This is a genomic window from uncultured Nisaea sp. (assembly GCF_963974195.1).
Classification (GTDB): Bacteria; Pseudomonadota; Alphaproteobacteria; order Thalassobaculales; family Thalassobaculaceae; genus Nisaea.
This window is the reverse complement of sequence record NZ_CAXBDC010000025.1, coordinates 16,478-34,911: the sequence shown is the minus strand read 5'-3', so window position 1 is coordinate 34,911 and position 18,434 is coordinate 16,478. Positions and strand designations below refer to the sequence as shown.

Sequence of the window (18,434 nt, the reverse complement as noted above, 5' to 3'; positions counted from 1 at the left end):
ACCTTCCATTCAATCATGGACAAAGGCCGTTACAATTCCCTTAAGATACTAAGGTTGAGCCACAATCAATTTACAACCTGACCGGGCGGCACTCTATCTGCAACAGCCAAGAGCTATTCCTCCCCTGGCCATGATGCGCCTTACCTGCCCGGTTCCGTTATTTCCCGAAATTTCAATAATTTGACGCTTCAGCGCCTCATTCAATTGGGTTAGCCTGTTGCTGGGCTAGCTCAAGCGTACGGTGGCGGGAGGAAATCGCATGCGCGATAAATTGCACACCTTGAAGCAAGAACTTGTCGACGGCGTTATCGCTCTCGCGAAAGAGCGGATCGCCAAGGACAAGCGGGAAGAAGCCGAAAACTTCATCAGACAGTTCTACGCGAACATCGCGCCCCAGGACATCTTGTCCGAGGAGGCGGAAGATCTGTTCGGCGGAGCCTTGTCTATCTGGTCATTCGGGAAATCCCGCGACCCCGGCACCACCAAGATCCGCGCCTACAATCCACGCTTCGAGACCACTGGCTGGCAGTCTCCGCACACGGTGATCGAGATCGTCAATGACGACATGCCGTTCCTGGTGGATTCCGTCACCACGGCACTGACGGCGCTGGATATCACGGTCCATCTCGTCATCCACCCGATCCTGAAGGTCGAACGATCCTCTGCCGGCAAGGTCCGGGCTCTTCTGGAGCCAGACAATGACGGCGCCGACACGATCCGTGAATCCTTCATGCAATTGCGCATCTCCGAGCAGAGCTCTACCGAGGTTCTTTCCAATATCGAGGCCGAGCTGCATTCGGTGCTCGACGATGTGAGAACTTCCGTCGAGGACTGGCGGACGATGCGGGAGAAGGTGCTCGACGTCGTGACCGAGATCGGCGCACGCGACACCCCGCATAACCGGGAGGAAGTCAGCGAAGTCATCGATTTCCTGCGCTGGATCGAAGACAATCACTTCACCTTCCTCGGCTATCGCGAGCTGGACTATGTCGGCAGCGGCAAGAACGCGCATATGGAAGTTGTCGACGGCTCGGGCCTCGGTATCCTGCGCAGCCCGGACACCAGCGTCTTCGAAGGTTTGCGCAACCTCGGGCAATTGCCGGAGGAGGTCAGGAGCTTCCTGACCAGCCCCGACCTGCTGCTGATCATGAAGGCCAACCGCAAGGCCCGGGTCCACCGCCCGGTTCATATGGATACGATCATCGTCAAGAAGATCGACAAGACCGGCACGGTGACGGGCGAGCACCGCTTCATCGGCCTGTTCACCTCTGTCGCCTACAATCAGAGTCCCGGCGAGATCCCCATGCTGCGGCAAAAGGTTCAGCGGATCGTTTCCCTGGGCGGATTCGCGCCGGAAAGCCACGACGGCAAGGCATTGCTCAACATCCTTGAGACCTATCCGCGCGACGAGCTTTTCCAGGCCAGCGAGGATGATCTTCTGGCCACGTCGATCGGCATTCTGCATCTCCAGGAACGCCAGAAAATCGCTCTCTTCATGCGGCCCGATCCGTTTGAGCGATTCGTCTCCGTGATGCTGTTCGTTCCCCGCGATCACTACACCACCCAGATTCGCGAAAAGCTCGCGGACATTCTCGCCCGCGCCTTCAAGGGACACATCGCGGCCTTCTATACGCAGATGTCGGAATCCGTGCTCGCCCGGCTGCATTTCATCATCGCAACGGAACGGGGAGCGGTACCCGACGTCGATATCGAGGAGCTGGAACGGCGCTTGACCGAGGCCGCCCGATCCTGGTCCGACAAGCTGCACCAGGCTCTGGTGGAATCGAAGGGCGAGGAGCGCGGCAATGCCCTGCACCGGCAATACAGGGACGCCTTTCCCTCTTCATACAGAGAGGCCTATTCCGCCCACGGAGCGATCTTTGACATAGAGCGCATCGAGGAAACGCTGGCGGACGGCACTCTTCCGATGAACCTTTTCCGCCCGATAGGCTCGGAAGAAACCCAACTTTATCTCAAGTTCTTCCACACCGGCACACCGGTGCCGCTCTCCGACATCATGCCGATGATCGAGAATATGGGCGTGCGGGTCCTGAGCGAGCAGCCGTACGAGGTCGCCTCGAAGGACCTCGCCAATACCGTCTGGATCCATGATTTCAAGATGCAGCTCCGCAGCGGGCAAAGCATCGATATCGAGACCATGCGCCAGCCGTTCCACGACGCCTTCGAGGCCGTCTGGACCGGCAAGATGGAAAATGACGGCTTCAACATTCTGGTCCTGCAGGCCGGTCTGACCTGGCGCGAAGTCGCCATGTTGCGGGCTTACGCGAAATATCTGCGCCAGGCTGCCTTCACCTTCTCCCAGGACTATATGGAAGAGACCCTGGCGGAGAACGCATCCATTGCGAAGCTGCTGGCCCGTCTGTTCGATGTGCGGTTCAACCCGAGGCTGGGCGAGACCAAACGCAGCACGGCGGCGGCAGAGATCACAGCCGAGATCGAAGCGGCGCTCGACAATGTCGCCAATCTCGATCAGGACCGGATCATCCGGCGCTATCTCAACCTGATCCAGTCGACCATGCGGACCAACTATTACCAGCCCGATGCGGACGGTAACCCGAAGTCCTACATTTCGTTCAAGCTGGACAGCCAGGCCATCGAAGACCTGCCGCTGCCGCGTCCCCTGGTCGAGATCTGGGTCTTCTCGCCCCGCACGGAGGCCGTCCATCTGCGCGGCGGCCGGGTCGCTCGCGGTGGTATCCGCTGGTCGGACCGGCGGGAGGATTTCCGGACCGAGATCCTCGGCCTGATGAAGGCACAGCAGGTGAAGAATGCCGTCATCGTCCCGGTCGGCTCAAAGGGCGGCTTTGTCATAAAGCGCCCCCCGGCCGACGGCACCCGCGAGGCCATGCAGGCCGAAGCGATCGAGTGCTACAAGACGATGATGCGCGGCATGCTGGATATCACCGACAATATCTCCGGCACCGATATCATTCCGCCGGAGCATGTCGTCCGGCATGACGATAACGACCCCTATCTCGTGGTCGCCGCCGACAAGGGCACGGCCACCTTCTCCGACATCGCCAATGGTGTCTCGCAGGAATACGGCTTCTGGCTCGACGATGCCTTCGCGTCGGGCGGTTCCGCCGGATATGACCACAAGAAAATGGCCATCACGGCGCGCGGCGCCTGGGAATCCGTGAAGCGCCATTTCCGCGAGATCGGCACCGATATCCAGACCACGGATTTCAGTGTGATCGGCGTCGGCGACATGAGCGGCGATGTGTTCGGCAACGGCATGCTGCTGTCGAAGCACATCAAGCTGATCGGCGCCTTCAATCACATGCACATCTTTTTCGATCCGGACCCGGACCCGGCAAAAAGCTGGACCGAACGCCAGCGACTGTTCGACATCCCCCGCAGCAGCTGGACGGATTATGATTCCAAGCTGATTTCCAAGGGCGGCGGGATCTATCCGCGATCGCTGAAATCAATCGAGACCACGCCGGAAATGAAGTCCGTGCTTGGCATCAAGGCCGACAAGGTGACACCGGGCGATCTGATCCGGGCGATGCTGATGGCCAGGGTCGACCTGCTCTGGTTCGGCGGCATCGGCACCTATATCAAGGAAAGCGGTGAGACCAGCGCCGACGCGGGCGACCGGGCGAATGACGCACTACGCATCGACGCCCGTGAAATCGGCGCGAAGGTCATCGGCGAAGGTGCCAATCTCGGCGTTACCCAGCGCGCCCGCATCGAATATGCGCTCGCCGGCGGGCGGATCAACACCGACGCCATCGACAATTCGGCCGGCGTCGATTGCTCGGACCATGAAGTTAATATCAAGGTGCTGCTCGGCGGGGTCGTCACGGAGGGCGACATGACCCGCAAACAGCGGGACAAGCTGCTTGAGGAAATGACCGACGAGGTCGCGACTCTGGTCCTGAAAGACAATTACGACCAGAGCCAGGCCCTGACCATGGCGCTCACCGAGGGCACCGCCCTGCTCGACGCCGAAGCCCGGCTGATGCGGGAGCTGGAACGCAGCCATCTGAAGCTGAACCGGGCGGTCGAATTCCTGCCGGACGACGAGACGCTTGCCGAGCGCATGGCCGACGGACTTGGTCTGACCCGCCCCGAGCTGGCGGTGCTGCTCGCCTATGCGAAGATGGAACTGTATGACGAAATCCTGCCGTCGGACCTGCCCGATGATCCCATGCTGGGGGAAGACCTGATCCGGTACTTCCCGGCCCGCCTGCACGGCAAGATGAATGACGCCATCCGCAGCCACAGGCTGAAACGCGAGATCATCGCGACCTATATCGCCAACAGCATGATCAACCGGGTGGGCGCCACTTTCGTCAACGCGGTGCGCGAGCAGACCGGTGATACCTCGCCGGATATTGCCCGCGCCTATATCGTCGCCCGCGATGTCTTCGGCATCCGTAACCTCTGGTCAGCGGTCGAGGATCTGGACAACAAGGTTCCCGCCGCGGTGCAGACGGAAATGCTGCAGGACATCAAGCATCTGGTGGAACGGGCCACGGTCTGGTTCCTGCGCAATGAGCGCAGGCCGCTCGACCTGCAGGCCCTGACCGGCACCTATCTCGACGGCGTGACCGAGTTGACCTCCGCGCTCGACAAGGTGCTGACCGACTCCCACCGCAAGGCCGTGCAGAAGAAAGCGGCGACGCACGAGGCCGCAGGCGTGCCGAAGGAATTGGCGCGCGGCGTCGCCAGTGCCGACATCCTGATTTCGGGTTGCGATATCGTCCGGCTGTCAGGCCAGACAGGGGAAAGCGTTCTTCGGGTGGCGGAAGTCTATTTCGCGGTCGGGCATGAATTCTCGCTCGACTGGCTGCGGGAGCGGGCGGATCATGTTGTCGCTGAGTCCCACTGGCAGAAGATGGCCGTCGCCGCCATCGTCGACGATTTCTACAGCCACCAGTTCCAGCTCTCCCAGAACGTGCTGGCCGAACGCAGCAATGGAAAGAGCAAGAAAGCCGCCGCCGGAGCCCTGATCGAGAAATGGGAACGCACGCGCAGCGACGCATCATCCCGGATGGACCGGCTGTTGTCGGACCTGCGGGCCGCAGACGGTATCGATCTTTCCATGCTGGCCGTGGCGAACGGCCAGTTCCGCTCGTTGCTCGCACACTAGAAAAGGCGGGTCAATTTTCGTGAAACCCAGTCAATCCGCCGCCCCTGCATCTTATCCGGGGCGGCGCGCCGCGATTTCCTGGTGCCTGTTCGATTGGGCGAATTCCCCGCTGCCGACGGTCATCATCACCTTCGTCTTTTCCGCCTATTTTGCGCGCGGCGTGGTCGGGAATGAGATCGAGGGCACCGTGCTCTGGAGTCATGCCCTCACCATCGCGGGCCTCACCGTCGCCGTGCTGGCGCCGATACTGGGCGCCATCGCGGACCAGACCGGACCCAAGAAACCCTGGCTGGCCGGATTTTCCGCAATCGGCATCCTGGCCGCCGGGGCGCTCTGGTTTGTGCATCCCGATCCATCGGACACACTCCTCGCCCTGATCGCGGTCGGGCTGGTGCTGATCGGCACCGAGTTCGCCAATATTTTCTACAATGCCATGCTGGCCCGCGTCGCAGTACCGGAGCGGCTTGGCCGGGTCGGCGGCTGGGGCTGGGCGCTCGGTTATCTCGGTGCCATCGTCTGTCTGCTGATCTCTCTTCTGGTGTTCGTGCAGGCCGAGACACCGCCCTTCGGGCTGGACAAGGCAGAGGCGGAGCATGTCCGGGCAACCGCCCTGCTGGCGGCCGCCTGGTTCGTGATCTTCTCCATCCCGCTGCTGAAATACGTGCCGGACGATGCGCGGCAGGCCGTCTCCGTTCCCGTCGCGGCCCGTGCCGGGCTGAAAAGTCTCTGGCAGACCTTGCGGTCGCTGCGGGACTATCGCGATATCTGGGTCTTCCTGATCGCCCGCATGCTTTATGCGGACGGACTCGCCACCCTGTTCCAGTTCGGCGGTCTTTATGCCGCCGGTACGTTTGGGATGAGCTTCGCCGAGATTATCCAGTTCGGCATCGCCCTCAACGTGACGGCCGGGATTGGCGCCTTCGGCTTTGCCTGGCTGGACGACCGGATCGGCGCCAAGCCGACCATCGCGATCTCGCTGGTCGGCCTGATCTGTTTCGGGTTTGCCGTACTGCTGGTCGAGGATGTCTTCTGGTTCTGGGTTTTCGCCATGGCGCTCGGCATTTTCATCGGCCCGTCCCAGTCGGCGAGCCGGACCCTGCTCACACGCATGGCGCCGGCGGAGAAGCGCACGCAACTGTTCGGTCTCTATGCCCTGTCGGGCAAGGCCACGAGTTTCCTCGGACCGGCCCTGCTCGGCTGGGCCACGCTCACTTTTGACAGTCAGCGCGCGGGCATGGCGACGATCCTCGGTTTCTGGATCGTCGGCCTTGCCCTGCTCGCGTTTGTCAGGCCCGCATCTCCGCGCGCACCTGCTGCCTGAAGACATCGATCGACACGGGATTGCCGCCACGCTCGACATGCCAGAACGTCCAGCCGTTGCAGGCTGGTGCGCCCTGCACCGCCGCGCCGACGGAATGGATCGAGCCCTTGGCACTGTCGGAAACCAGCGAGCCGTCCGGACGCACCTTGGCGAACCAGCGGCGGCGCTGATCGAACAGCACCTCGCCCGGATTGAGCATGCCGCGCTCGACGATGTTGCCGAACGGCACGCGCGGTTCCGTGCGCTTGGTCTCTACCGCCAGAAGACTGTCATCCTCGATCCGCTTGACCGCGGCAATACGGTCCATGGCGATCTCGGCATATGTCTGCTCGCGCTCGAGCCCGATGAAATGGCGCCCGAGCTTTTTTGCAACGGCACCGGTGGTGCCTGAGCCAAAGAACGGATCGAGCACCACGTCGCCCGGCTTGGAAGTCGACAGCAGCACGCGCGACAGCAGGCTTTCCGGCTTCTGTGTCGGGTGCGCCTTGCGGCCATCCACCTTGATGCGCTCGGACCCGGTGCAGAGCGGCAAGTGCCAGTCACTGCGCATCTGCTGGTCTTCGTTGAACGCCTTCATGGCATCGTAGTTGAACGTGTAGCGCTTGCTGTCCTCGCTCTTCGAACACCAGAGCAGGGTCTCGTGCGCGTTGGTGAAGCGGCGCCCGCGGAAATTCGGCATCGGGTTCGTCTTGCGCCAGATCACGTCGTTCAGGATCCAGAAGCCGAGATCCTGCAGAACCGAGCCGACCCGGTAGATATTGTGGTAGCTGCCGATGACCCAGAGCCCGCCATCGTCCTTCAGGACGCGCCGCACCGCCGAAAGCCAGTCCCGGGAGAACTGGTCATAGGTCTGGAAAGTGTCGAACTTGTCCCAGTCATTGTCGACCGCGTCGACAATCGAGTTGTTGGGTCTGAGAAGCTCGCCCTGAAGCTGGAGATTGTAGGGCGGATCGGCAAACACCAGATCCACCGATTTCTCCGGCAGTTTATTGATCAATTCAATGCAGTCGCCGACCAGAATCTGGTCGAGCGGCAACGTGTCTTGCGCCGTCATATCGTCCGTCCGTGCCAGGAAAGATGGCTGGAGTCTCCGGTATCCGGCGAATCGCGTCAAGTCGTCGATTTCTTTTTACTAAATAGAGTCAAATACTTACAAGACGAACACAAGATCTTGTGTGAAGTAGAGCGCGCACCTCAGGTCACGGTGTGCCGGCACCGGCGAAAAGTGCTTCGCGGACCGGCCTGAAGGACCGCCGGTGATGATCCGTGACACCAAACGCGGCGATGCCCGCCAGATGCTCGGCCGTCCCGTATCCGGCATTCCGCTCCCAGCCATATCCCGGATGGGCTTCCGCCAGAACACGCATGGCAGTGTCCCGGTGCACCTTGGCGATGATCGAGGCGGCGGCGATGCTGAGCGATTTCAGATCCCCCTTCACCACCGCACGGGCCGGAACGGGAAGCGGTGGCAGGCGATTGCCGTCGATCAGATACAGGTCGGGCGCGCTATCGAGGCGGCTGGACAGGGCCGCCGCCGCGCGCGCCATCGCGAGGTAGGTTGCCTGCAGGATATTGACCCGGTCGATCTCCTCCACCTCCGCCACCCCGATACCATGGGGAACAAGGCCGACAAGCGCCCCGGCAATAAGCTCCCGCTTGGCGGCGCTCAGCTTCTTTGAGTCGGTAACGTCCCTCAGAAGCGGATCGGTATGCAGGGCAAGCGGAATATGTACCGCCGCCGCCATCACCGGCCCCGCAAGCGGCCCGCGCCCAACCTCATCAATGCCGACAATCACGGCACCCTGTGCGGCACCGGCATCCATTTCCAAGCTGAAATCAGACAAATAACTCATTCCTGAGGTGCAAAATCACGGTCCAACCCTACCCGAAATATCTTTTAATACCAATCCACTACGCGGTCATTCCGGAAAAGTAAGCACCGGAATGACCGCATTTTTGCACCTGGCCCTACGAAATAGTCCTCCCCGGCGCTACACCTAGCTACCAGCACAGGAAGAGCCACGAAATATTGTATCCATGACATGGTTCTGCTTGCGGCGGCATGGCCAGATAACGACCTAATCCAGCCGAAAGCCCGAAGCTGGGCACTGCTGCAAGGTTGCTACAATGTTTGAAGACTGGATCGCCGGGTTTGTCATTTTCGCCCTGACCCTCAGCCTGACACCGGGGCCGAACAACACGCTGTTCACGACATCCGGGGTCAATTTCGGGATCGCGCGGACCGTCCCGCACATCCTCGGCGTCGCCGTTGGCTTTCCCGCCATGCTGGCCGCCGTGGCGCTCGGCCTCTGGTCGCTGCTAAGCGCCGTTCCGGGATTGCTGGAAGTCTTGCACTACGTCTCCATCGCCATCCTCATCTATCTCGCCTGGAAGATCGCCGGCGGCTCCGCCGGAAAAGTTGGCCGGCCGGAACGGCCGATGCGGTTCCATGAAGCCGCCGCCTTCCAGTGGGTGAACCCCAAGGCCTGGCTGATCTCGGCCAGCGCCATGACCACCTTCAGCGGCGTTGCGGCCGATGGCTCCCCGGACATCACCTCCCGGCTGCCGGTCATGTGTGCGCTGTTCTTCGCCGTCGTCATCCTTTCCGGCTTTACCTGGGCCGGGATCGGGGCCGGTCTTTCCCGCTGGCTGCAGGATGGCATCCGTCTCAGGGTCGCGAACATCGTGCTCGCCCTGTTGCTGCTCTCCTCCCTGTTTCTGGCCTGATCCCTACAGGAGGCTGAGCTGGTCTCCGGCACGCGGCGGTACGGCGAAGCGGTCCATGCGCAGCCGCGGGAACGATCCGGACAGGCCCACCCGCTTTTTCGCGATCTCGAAGCGGCGGTGGATCAGGGCCGCATAAGGGCCGCTGCCCCGCATGCGCTCGCCCCACTCCGCCCGATAGAGCTCGCCATCACGGGTCTGCCTGATCAGGGAATAGACCCGGTCCGCCCGGTCCGGAAAATGCTGCTCCAGCCATTCCCGGAACAGATCCTTGATCTCGTGCGGCAGCCTCAGAAGGATATGGCCGACACCACGTGCCCCTGCTTCCGCCGATGCCTCCACCAGCGCCTCAATCTCTCCGTCATTGATCGCCGGAATGATCGGCGCCGCCAGGACGTGGACGGGAATACCCGCCGATTTGAGCGCATGCACCGCATCCAGACGGCGCCCCGGCGTTGCCGCCCGCGGCTCCATGATGCGGGCAAGATGCCGGTCCAGCGTGGTGATGCTGATCGCCACCGAGACCAGTCCGCGCGCCGCCATCGGCGCCAGAATGTCGATATCGCGGGTGACCAGTACCGATTTGGTGACAATCGAGAGCGGGTGGCCGAAATCGGACAGGACCTGAAGCACCTGACGGGTGATCCCGTACTCTTTCTCGATCGGCTGATAAGGGTCTGTATTGGTCCCGAGCGCCATCACGTCCGGCTTGTAGCCCGGCTTTCTCAGTGCAGCGTCAAGCAATACCGCCGCATCCGGTTTCGCCAGCAGTTTGGTTTCGAAATCGAGCCCCGGCGAATAACCGAGATAGGCGTGGCTCGGCCGGGCAAAGCAATAGATGCAGCCATGCTCGCAGCCGCGATAGGGGTTGATCGAACGGTCGAACGGGATGTCGGGAGACTTGTTCCGGGCGATGATCGTGCGGGATGCATCGATCCCGACCTCGGTTCTGGGCTTGCCGTCCAGATCCGGGAAATCAGCGGACACACCCTGGAACGGATTATCGCCAGGCCAGTCCCCGATGACCCGCTGGCGCTGTTCCTGCTCGAACCGGCCACTGACATTGCTGACCGCGCCGCGTCCCTTGTGCGGGGAGCGGTGAATGATGTCCGGGTCCAAACCATCCGGCGTATGAAAATCGGGATCGGCCATGGCTGGATCGTAAACCCAGCAATGGAACAAAACAAGAACAATCAGATTTAGGACGGCGGATCATCAGGCTCCATGCGATGCCGCTCAAGCTGCTCCACCGCCTTGTCCCGGCGCGCGGAAGCCGCTGCATCCTCGGCTTGCTGTTCTTTTGTACGGCCGAACTTCACCCTGTTGTCAGCCGCCTTCTCTTCAGCAGCCGCGCGGGTCTTACGTTTGCGGGCCTGCCGCAGATTGACGATCTTGCCACTCATTGACCCTCCTCCCCGCGCTGCGCGGCAGCCTAGTCGAGCACCAGCTTGTCCGGGCCGTGCCATTCCCGGCGCACCCGCTCCATGATCTCCGGCCGCACCATCCGGCGCAAGCGGTCGAGAACACCGGACAGCATCCGGTCCCGCTGGCTCTGATCGCCGCCGCGCGACACCTGGCCTTCATTTTCGGCATACCAGCGGCAGCCCCAGCTTGTGGTGCGCAACCAGGTCAGGCGGCGGAACGGCAGGAACCAGGGCTCCAGCACGCGGGCCAGCGACGGCGGCACCGCCGTCCGGTAGGTATCGTAGAAATTCGCGACATCCTCATTGCTGAGCTCGCCGCTCACTTCCGGATCCCAGGTCACGGAGGTGTGGAGGCTGGCATGGGCGAGATCGATGGCGGGCGACCCGTACTGGGTCTTCTCCATATCGACGAAGATCGCGCGGCCATCCTTCCGGATGACATAGTTCCCGGGATGCGTATCGGTCAGCACAAGCGCCGGCGGCAAGGGCGCCCGGCCATGCTCGGCGGCAAAGGCGCGCGCCCATTGACGCTCTTCATCGAGAATGGCGCGTGCCTGCCGGTCCTGTACCAAAGCCGGGATGAATTCCGCCTGATCCTCGATCAGACTGACAAGCGCTTCCACCGGACGCGGGGTCCAGGCAAGCGGCGCCGGATCGTCGGGGGTCGGCAGCCGGTGCACACTGGCCAGAGTTTCGGCGAGCTGCAGCAGGTCTTTTGAAAGATCCACCGCCCGGCCCTCGACCGCATCGACGATCAGCGCGCCGTTCGGCAGCCGCGGGCTCGGGTCGAGATGGCCATGCAGAACAGGCGTATGGCGGCTCGGGCCGGCACGCCGGAAACATTCCGCCTGCAGGGACAGCGCATCTTCCGGAGTAACATCACGCCGGACCAGGCGCGGAATACGGGCCAGTAAACGCTTTCCCTGCCACGGCCTGTCGCCCAGCAGGACGTGATCATGGGTCAGGCCGCGCGACGGCAGCCTGATCAGATCTTCGAGAGCAAGCATGGGGAAGATCTTGAGCTTCATCAGCTCGGCGTGGAGATTGCGCAGGTCGAGGTCGGTCGTCATGGCCGCGAATGCTCTGAAATGCTCTAATTGGTGTGTCCTGCCACGCTGGCGGGACCATATGCCCTTCTGTTAGCACACGAAGCAGTATTGCGGAAAAATAAGGACCGGCCTTGGGATCATCGGACACATCGAAGAATGAAGATCTGTGGCGGGTGCCGCTGCCCGGCGCCCTCGGGCCGCTGGACGCACACGGCCGCCGCATCGGCGCACCGGCGCCGGACCTGTCGATCAGTGTCATCATCCCCTGCCTTAATGCGGAGAACGGCCTGAAGCGGACCCTCGACTCCCTCGCAAGCGCCGAGCGCTCGGGTTTCGCGCCGGAAATCATCATTGCCGATGGCGGCTCCACCGACGCGACACGGGATATCGCCGAGGCGGCCGGAGCCAGGGTGATCGAGAGTGCCCCCGGCCGCGGCATTCAGCTCGCGGCAGGCGCCAGGGCGGCGAAGGGAGACTGGCTCCTCTTCCTGCATGGCGACACCGCCCTGGAACGCGGCTGGGCGGCGAGCGTGATGGTCTTCGCCAGCAATGACCGGAACCGGGAGCGTGGCGCGGTCTTCACTTTCGCGCTGGACGATGACAGTCCGGCCGCCCGGCGGCTCGAGGGCATGGTGCGCTGGCGCAATCGCTGGCTCGGCCTGCCCTATGGGGATCAGGGTCTGCTGATCCACCGGCGCTTCTATCGCCGGCTCGGCGGCTACAAGGAGATTCCGTTGATGGAGGATGTGGATTTCGTCCGCCGCGTCGGCATGAGCCGCCTCGCCCTGTTCGATATCAAGGCCATCACCTCGGCGGAGCGTTATGTACGCGCCGGATATCTCCGCCGTGCCCTGCGCAACCTGTTCTGCCTGACGCTTTTCTTCCTCCGGGTTCCGCCCCGGCTGATCGCCCGGATCTACAGCTAGAGATGGCCCGCAATACCCTTATCGTCTTCGCGAAAACGCCCCGCCGGGGGCTGGTGAAAAGCCGTCTCGCCCGGGATATCGGCGCCGGGGCCGCAACCCGCTGGTACCGGCGGAACCTTGCCGCGACCCTGCGGCGGCTTGGCCTCGCGAAACGCTGGAACTGCCGCATCATCGCGGCACCGCGCCACGCCGCCGCCTGGCCCTGGCCGAAACCCTGGCGGTTCAGCCATCAGGCGCGCGGCGATCTCGGCCAACGGATGCACAAAGCCCTGCACGGCACCGGCAAAGGCCATGCCGTGCTGATCGGTAGCGATATTCCGGGGATCGAACCACGGCACATCGCGGCGGCTTTCAGGGCGCTTGGGAAGAATGACGTGGTGTTCGGGCCTTCCGCCGATGGCGGATACTGGCTGGTCGGCTTCTCTCCGCGTTACAGGGGCAACCCGTTCACGAATGTCCGCTGGTCCACCGAGTGGGCGCTTGAAGACACAGTGGCCGGCCTTCGGTCAGGCACGAGGGCCGGTTTTGTCGCGGAAATGCAGGATGTGGACGAAGGCCCGGATCTGGCCGCAGCAAAAAGCCGCGTCAGCCGGAGCGCCCGAACAGCTCATGCTCGCGCAGGCGCGGCATGATCTCGACGAAATTGCAGGGTCGGAACCGGATATCGAGCTGATTTGCCAGAATATCATCCCAGGCATCCTTGCAGGCACCTGTGGAACCCGGCAGGGCGAAAAGATAAGTCCCGCGCGTAACCCCCGCGATGGCCCGCGACTGGATGGTCGAGGTGCCGATTTTCTGGAAGCTGAGCCAGCGGAACAGCTCGCCAAAGCCCTCGATTTCCTTCTCGAAGACGGAGCGGAAGGCCTCCGGCGTCACGTCCCGGCCGGTCAATCCGGTGCCGCCGGTCGAGATCACCGCGTCGATGCCGTCATCATCGATCCAGGATGTGAGCTGCCCGGCAATCGCCGGAATGTCATCCGTCACGATCTTCCGGTCCGCCAGGACATGACCGGCACCGGTCAGCCGCTGGACCAGCGTGTCGCCGGAACGGTCATCATCAAGAGTGCGGGTGTCCGAGACCGTCAGGATCGCGATGTTAACGGGAACGAAGGGACGGGACTCATCAATTCCGGGCATGTTTCGGGCCGCCAGGCTGCTGCGAAATGTCTATCGACTCATAACGCGGCCACGATCCGGCGGCAATGTGATCCAGCGACGGCGCCGGCTGGCCGAGACGCAGCCTGTACATCCACAGATTGGTCAGAACCCGTTCGATGAATTCGCGCGTCTCGTGACGCGGGATGGATTCGATGAACAGCAGCGGGTCTTCCTTGAAATCGAGCTTCCGCGTCCATTTCCGCAACGTGCCCGGGCCCGCATTGTAAGCCGCCAGAAGCTGGAACAGGCCTTCATTGACACTGTCCTGCTTCAGCAGATGGCCGACATATTCCTGCCCGAGCTTCAGATTGAGGGAGGGATCCATCAATGCCTTGCGGCCGTCCCGGCTGCGGAAACTGCGGTCATTGGCAACGAAGGCCGCCGTGCGCGGCATGATCTGCATCACGCCGATCGCCCCGCGCCCGCTGCGGGCCGTCGCATTGAACTTGGATTCCTGCCGGGCAATGGCATAGATCAGCGCCTTGTCGATCCCGGCGATGGAATCGAGCTGCCAATCAGGCAGGGGATAAAAGGCCGCATAATAGGGGCGATCCCCCCGCGCCTTAAGGATTCCCGCGATTCGCATGGCAAGACCCGGCATACCGTTGCCGACGGCGATCGTCATGATCGCACCATGCATGAAGTCGGGCAGCACCGGGTAAAGCCGGCGTAATTCCTTTTCCGCCAGATCGGTCCGGCCGATCTGCAGCAGGGCAAAGGTCCGGCGCCCGCCATTGGAATTGATCAGTGCGTCCCTTGTGTCCGCGTCCAGCTCCGGCAATGTCCAGTCGAGCGGCATGTCGATGCCAAGCGCGCGGCGCGCCAGAAGACCGTAGAACGTCGCCGAGTGAGTCGCCGCCTGGGCCAGCCAGAGCGTCGCCTGCCGTGGCCGCCGTTCAGCAAGATGGGCGCGCGATGCCCAATAGGCACCGGCCGCCTTCACCCAGCGGGAAACATCGGGGGCCCGGGCCAGGGATTCGAAATGGCCGGATGCCTCGTCATGCCGGCCCTCACGCCACAGGGCAAGACCCGCCGTCCAGTGCGCCGTCGGGATCAGGCCTTTCGAAAGCTTGATACTTTCGAGAGCGTAACGAATGGCTTTATCGTCAACATTGAAGACGAAATAGCCATGCGCGATCTCTGCCAGCGCATGGGCGCGATCCGTGCCGCCAAGGGAGCGCCCGGCCTTGGAATTGAGATATTTAACCCCACCCGTTGGGTATCCGTTACGAACGAAACGGCGGATTTCCCGGATCACCCGGCGCCCCTGGCGGGACACTTTGGGGCCATTGCGGAACAGGTGCTGCTGCGGCTCGACCGCGCCATTCACCTGGGATGCGCCGCTGCCGGTCAGATATCCCTTCTGGGGACGTGCAGGCGCCTTCCAGTTCTTCGGCTTCCGGCTCAAGGCCAGCCTGTAGATCTTCCGGGCACCCGGATGGTCCGCATAATGCGCCATCCAGTTTTTCAGCTCCTTATAGGAAGACCTGTAAGCCGTCGGGTGCATGTAACGCTGATACAGCACATGGCCCATCAGAACCCGGTCTTCCAGCGCCGCGATCAACTTGTTCGCGGCCTTCCAGTTTCCGGCTTCCTGCAGAGTGAAAATGGCCTGATACCGCTCCGCATCCAGAGCGCTGACAATGTCATAGCGAATACGCGGCACCACCGGATCGGAATCCACGACACCAAGAGCCGAGGCGCGCGACAGCATCTCATCGCCGCGAGCGGCGGCGGCCACAGGCCCCGTATATGTCGATATCGCCGCGGCAATGCCAAGAATCGCACCCGCGATCACCGGCATGGAGAACCACTTGAACCGGCGAGGATTCGGTTTCACAGCTTCGGTCATGACCACGCTAAGTAGGGCATGCGAAGACCAATCTCAAGCAGCGATTTCGCTTAACGCATGCGTGTCAATTACCACAACTACTTAAGTATGGGCTTTGATGTAATGAGTGAATACACGGTAATACTTTTATTAATATCAACTACTTATATAGTAAATATATAATGAATGAAACGAATGCTGTTTTCCTATAAAATTAATTGAATGAACCACGCTAATTTATTGAATAATTTGCTTTATTGTCAATAAATCACGCCATGCCAGCGCCTTCTGGCCGGCGGACCGCAGCAGGAAAGCCGGATGAAACAACGGCACCGCCGGTAAGGGCTGTTCAAGGTCCGGGTCGGAGAATTCGAAGCGCCGTCCACGCAGGCGCATGATGCCCTGGCGCTGATCCAGCAGGGTTTTTGCCGCCGTCCCTCCCACGGGGACCACAATGCGCGGACGCACCAGCGCGATATGACGCCGTATAAAGGGCAGACAGATTGCGATTTCGGCGGCGGTCGGCTCCCGGTTCCCGGGCGGCCGCCAGGGCAGAATATTCGTGATGTAGGCGTTTTCAGCCCGGTCCAGGCCGATCGACCGCATCATCCGGTCGAGCAACCGGCCGCTGGCCCCGACAAAGGGACGCCCCTGCCGGTCCTCGTCGGCGCCCGGCGCCTCTCCGATAAACATGACATCCGGCGTCTCGACACCCTCGCCGAAGACAAGGTTCGTCGCCGTCACCTTGAGCGGAAACCCTTCCAGGCCTTCCAGTGCCGCCCGCAATTCCCCAAGAGACTGGGCGGCGGCGGCAAGCGCACCGGCCGCGATGTCCGTTGCCGGTTCAGCACCCGACCGGGGCCGGGCCTGCCCCGTGGCACCAGAAGCAGGGGCGCCAGAAGGCGCCGCCGGTGCCTGCCGGGCGGCCGGGGCGGGAGCGCCGGTATTCACCGCCGGCGCCACCGGGACAGCGGCTGCCGGGGACACGGCAAACCAGTTCGTTTCCACATCCCCGATCGCCTCGTCGGCGCCGAGCTCGACATACCATTCGAGCAGCACCTCGGGCGGCATTGCATTCTGTTCCGGCGTTAAGTCCACTGATTTCGTTCCCTCAATCTTGCCGCACGGCATCTCGCGTCGCTTGTCGCGACAAAAGAGCTGTGCCAAGTAAGACAGTAACCTGTGTAAGAAACGATTTGGAGAGGTTCATGGAACGCGAGTCGATGGAATACGACGTCGTGATCGTCGGAGCCGGCCCCTCCGGCCTGTCGGCCGCCATCCGGTTGCGTCAACTGAGCGCGGAACACGGCCAGGACCTGAGTGTCTGTGTGCTGGAAAAAGGCTCGGAAGTCGGTGCTCATATTTTATCCGGCGCCGTGATGGAGCCGCGGGCGATGGCAGAGCTGTTTCCCGACTGGCAGGAGCGCGGCGCGCCCCTGAACACGCCGGTGACCCAGGACCGGTTCATGTTCCTCACCCGCAAGTCCGGCATCCAGATGCCCTGCCCGCCGCAGATGAACAATCACGGCAATTACATTGTCAGCCTCGGCAATGTCTGCCGCTGGCTGGCCGAGCAGGCCGAGGCGCTGGGCGTCGAGATCTATCCGGGCTTCGCCGCCGCCGAAGTGCTCTATGATGAAAATGGCGCGGTGCGCGGTGTCGCCACCGGCGACATGGGCATCGGCAAGGACGGCGAGCAGACCGCGAACTACACCCAGGGCATCGAGCTGCATGCCAAGCAGACGCTGTTTGCCGAGGGTGTGCGCGGATCGCTGACCAAGACCCTGTTCGAGCGCTTCGACCTGCGCGAGGGCGTCGATCCGCAGACCTACGGCATCGGCATCAAGGAACTCTGGGAGGTCGATCCGGCCGTGCATCAGCAGGGCCTGGTCGTGCATACCGTCGGCTGGCCGATGGACGGCAAGACCTATGGCGGATCCTTCCTCTACCATCTGGAAGACAATCAGGTCGCGGTCGGCTATGTGCTCGGTCTCGACTACGAGAACCCGCATCTGAGTCCGTTCGAGGAATTCCAGCGCTACAAGACGCACCCGAAGATCCGCCCCTTCTTCGAAGGTGGACGGCGGATTTCCTACGGCGCACGCGCGATCAACGAAGGCGGCTTCCAGTCCATCCCGAAAATCACTTTCCCGGGCGGTGCCATTCTCGGCTGCTCGGCCGGCTTCCTGAACGTGCCGAAGATCAAGGGCTCCCACACCGCGATGAAGTCCGGGATGACGGCCGCCGAAGCCCTGTTCGACACCATGAAGGACGGTGCCGGCGCCGGTATGGAAATCTCCGATTACCGTGTCCGGATGGAGAAGAGCTGGGTCTGGGACGAGCTGAAAGCGGTCCGCAACATCCGCCCCGGCTTCAAGGCCGGCTTCCTGATGGGCATGGCGAATGCCGGGGTCGAAACCCTGCTCAAGGGCAAGAGCCCCTGGACCCTGCACCATCATCACGATCACGAAAGTTTGCGCCCGGCGGCACAGTGCGAAAAGATCGCCTATCCGAAGCCCGACGGAAAAGTGAGTTTCGACCGGCTGTCATCCGTGTTTCTCTCAAACACGAACCATGAGGAAAACCAGCCGGCACACCTCACCCTGAAAGACCCGAGCATTCCGGTTGATTACAACCTGCCGCTCTATGACGCTCCGGAGCAGCGCTATTGCCCGGCAGGTGTCTATGAAATAATGCGGGACGATGACGGGTCTAACCCAAGGCTGCAGATCAACGCGCAGAACTGCGTGCACTGCAAGACCTGCGATATCAAGGACCCGACCCAGAACATCAACTGGGTGGTGCCGGAAGGCGGCGGCGGTCCGAACTATCCGAATATGTGATCGGCTGGATACTCGAACGCGGAACGGCGACGAGCCGGA

The 18,434-nt window shown here is 62.2% G+C and carries 14 protein-coding genes; 6 read left to right on the top strand and 8 right to left on the bottom strand.

Annotation, left to right across the window (positions count from 1 at the left end; all coding sequences use genetic code 11):
* Nucleotides 1-259 precede the first annotated feature (259 nt).
* Together AAC126_RS07830 and AAC126_RS07825 are read left to right on the top strand one after the other, a co-directional pair.
* The gene (locus AAC126_RS07830; protein ID WP_339851849.1) at nt 260-5,119 is read left to right on the top strand and encodes an NAD-glutamate dehydrogenase; all 4,860 of its coding nucleotides are present in this window, start codon (nt 260-262) and stop codon (nt 5,117-5,119) included.
* Between the two features lie 19 nt (nt 5,120-5,138).
* Nucleotides 5,139-6,440, top strand: coding sequence for an MFS transporter (locus AAC126_RS07825; RefSeq protein WP_339851847.1), 1,302 nt, complete (start codon nt 5,139-5,141; stop codon nt 6,438-6,440).
* Here AAC126_RS07825 and AAC126_RS07820 read toward each other — a convergent pair.
* Both AAC126_RS07820 and AAC126_RS07815 read right to left on the bottom strand, forming a co-directional pair.
* Nucleotides 6,406-7,494, bottom strand: a complete 1,089-nt coding sequence (locus tag AAC126_RS07820; RefSeq protein ID WP_339851845.1) for a site-specific DNA-methyltransferase — start codon at nt 7,492-7,494, stop codon at nt 6,406-6,408. The two genes, AAC126_RS07825 and AAC126_RS07820, sit on opposite strands and share 35 nt — an antisense overlap.
* Before the next feature lie 145 nt (nt 7,495-7,639).
* Nucleotides 7,640-8,263: a ribonuclease HII gene (locus AAC126_RS07815; RefSeq protein ID WP_339851882.1), complete on the bottom strand. Its 624-nt coding sequence runs from the start codon at nt 8,261-8,263 to the stop codon at nt 7,640-7,642.
* A gap of 304 nt (nt 8,264-8,567) precedes the next feature.
* Here AAC126_RS07815 and AAC126_RS07810 point away from each other — a divergent pair, with 304 nt between their 5' ends.
* Entirely contained in the window at nt 8,568-9,167 is a 600-nt protein-coding gene (locus AAC126_RS07810) for a LysE family translocator (RefSeq protein ID WP_339851843.1), read from the top strand.
* A 3-nt stretch (nt 9,168-9,170) separates the two neighbouring features.
* On the opposite strand, the gene AAC126_RS07805 is transcribed toward AAC126_RS07810, so the two are convergent.
* From AAC126_RS07805 to AAC126_RS07795, 3 genes are read right to left on the bottom strand one after another with little or no spacing between them, the layout of a single operon-like run.
* Nucleotides 9,171-10,316, bottom strand: a complete 1,146-nt coding sequence (locus AAC126_RS07805; protein ID WP_339851840.1) for a PA0069 family radical SAM protein — start codon at nt 10,314-10,316, stop codon at nt 9,171-9,173.
* Nucleotides 10,317-10,363: 47 nt separating this feature from the next.
* The gene (locus AAC126_RS07800) at nt 10,364-10,567 is read right to left on the bottom strand and encodes a DUF4169 family protein (RefSeq protein WP_339851838.1); all 204 of its coding nucleotides are present in this window, start codon (nt 10,565-10,567) and stop codon (nt 10,364-10,366) included.
* A gap of 29 nt (nt 10,568-10,596) precedes the next feature.
* The gene (locus tag AAC126_RS07795) at nt 10,597-11,658 is read right to left on the bottom strand and encodes a phosphotransferase (RefSeq protein ID WP_339851836.1); all 1,062 of its coding nucleotides are present in this window, start codon (nt 11,656-11,658) and stop codon (nt 10,597-10,599) included.
* A 110-nt stretch (nt 11,659-11,768) separates the two neighbouring features.
* Here AAC126_RS07795 and AAC126_RS07790 point away from each other — a divergent pair, with 110 nt between their 5' ends.
* Entirely contained in the window at nt 11,769-12,563 is a 795-nt protein-coding gene (locus AAC126_RS07790) for a TIGR04283 family arsenosugar biosynthesis glycosyltransferase (RefSeq protein WP_339851834.1), read from the top strand.
* A 2-nt stretch (nt 12,564-12,565) separates the two neighbouring features.
* Complete coding sequence (locus tag AAC126_RS07785; RefSeq protein ID WP_339851831.1) at nt 12,566-13,195, top strand: TIGR04282 family arsenosugar biosynthesis glycosyltransferase; 630 nt, start codon at nt 12,566-12,568, stop codon at nt 13,193-13,195.
* Here the strand turns inward: AAC126_RS07785 and moaB are convergent.
* From moaB to AAC126_RS07770, 3 genes are all read right to left on the bottom strand, one after another.
* Complete coding sequence (gene moaB / locus AAC126_RS07780; RefSeq protein ID WP_339851829.1) at nt 13,149-13,700, bottom strand: molybdenum cofactor biosynthesis protein B; 552 nt, start codon at nt 13,698-13,700, stop codon at nt 13,149-13,151. The two genes, AAC126_RS07785 and moaB, sit on opposite strands and share 47 nt — an antisense overlap.
* Entirely contained in the window at nt 13,687-15,561 is a 1,875-nt protein-coding gene (locus AAC126_RS07775) for a lytic transglycosylase domain-containing protein (RefSeq protein WP_339851827.1), read from the bottom strand. Before AAC126_RS07775 ends, moaB begins: the two co-directional genes overlap by 14 nt.
* A 228-nt stretch (nt 15,562-15,789) precedes the next feature.
* Complete coding sequence (locus tag AAC126_RS07770) at nt 15,790-16,650, bottom strand: uracil-DNA glycosylase (protein ID WP_339851825.1); 861 nt, start codon at nt 16,648-16,650, stop codon at nt 15,790-15,792.
* A 110-nt stretch (nt 16,651-16,760) separates the two neighbouring features.
* Here AAC126_RS07770 and AAC126_RS07765 point away from each other — a divergent pair, with 110 nt between their 5' ends.
* Nucleotides 16,761-18,395: an electron transfer flavoprotein-ubiquinone oxidoreductase gene (locus tag AAC126_RS07765; RefSeq protein WP_339851822.1), complete on the top strand. Its 1,635-nt coding sequence runs from the start codon at nt 16,761-16,763 to the stop codon at nt 18,393-18,395.
* Nucleotides 18,396-18,434 lie beyond the last annotated feature (39 nt).

Excerpts from the sequence above, each read along its gene's own strand:
- AAC126_RS07785 (WP_339851831.1), top strand. The coding sequence starts at position 12,566 with ATGGCCCGCAATACCCTTATCGTCTTCGCGAAAACGCCCCGCCGGGGG.
- AAC126_RS07815 (WP_339851882.1), bottom strand. The coding sequence starts at position 8,263 with ATGGATGCCGGTGCCGCACAGGGTGCCGTGATTGTCGGCATTGATGAG.
- AAC126_RS07805 (WP_339851840.1), bottom strand. The coding sequence starts at position 10,316 with ATGGCCGATCCCGATTTTCATACGCCGGATGGTTTGGACCCGGACATC.
- AAC126_RS07830 (WP_339851849.1), top strand. The coding sequence starts at position 260 with ATGCGCGATAAATTGCACACCTTGAAGCAAGAACTTGTCGACGGCGTT.
- moaB (WP_339851829.1), bottom strand. The coding sequence starts at position 13,700 with ATGCCCGGAATTGATGAGTCCCGTCCCTTCGTTCCCGTTAACATCGCG.
- AAC126_RS07800 (WP_339851838.1), bottom strand. The coding sequence starts at position 10,567 with ATGAGTGGCAAGATCGTCAATCTGCGGCAGGCCCGCAAACGTAAGACC.
- AAC126_RS07810 (WP_339851843.1), top strand. The coding sequence starts at position 8,568 with ATGTTTGAAGACTGGATCGCCGGGTTTGTCATTTTCGCCCTGACCCTC.
- AAC126_RS07820 (WP_339851845.1), bottom strand. The coding sequence starts at position 7,494 with ATGACGGCGCAAGACACGTTGCCGCTCGACCAGATTCTGGTCGGCGAC.
- AAC126_RS07765 (WP_339851822.1), top strand. The coding sequence starts at position 16,761 with ATGGAACGCGAGTCGATGGAATACGACGTCGTGATCGTCGGAGCCGGC.
- AAC126_RS07795 (WP_339851836.1), bottom strand. The coding sequence starts at position 11,658 with ATGACGACCGACCTCGACCTGCGCAATCTCCACGCCGAGCTGATGAAG.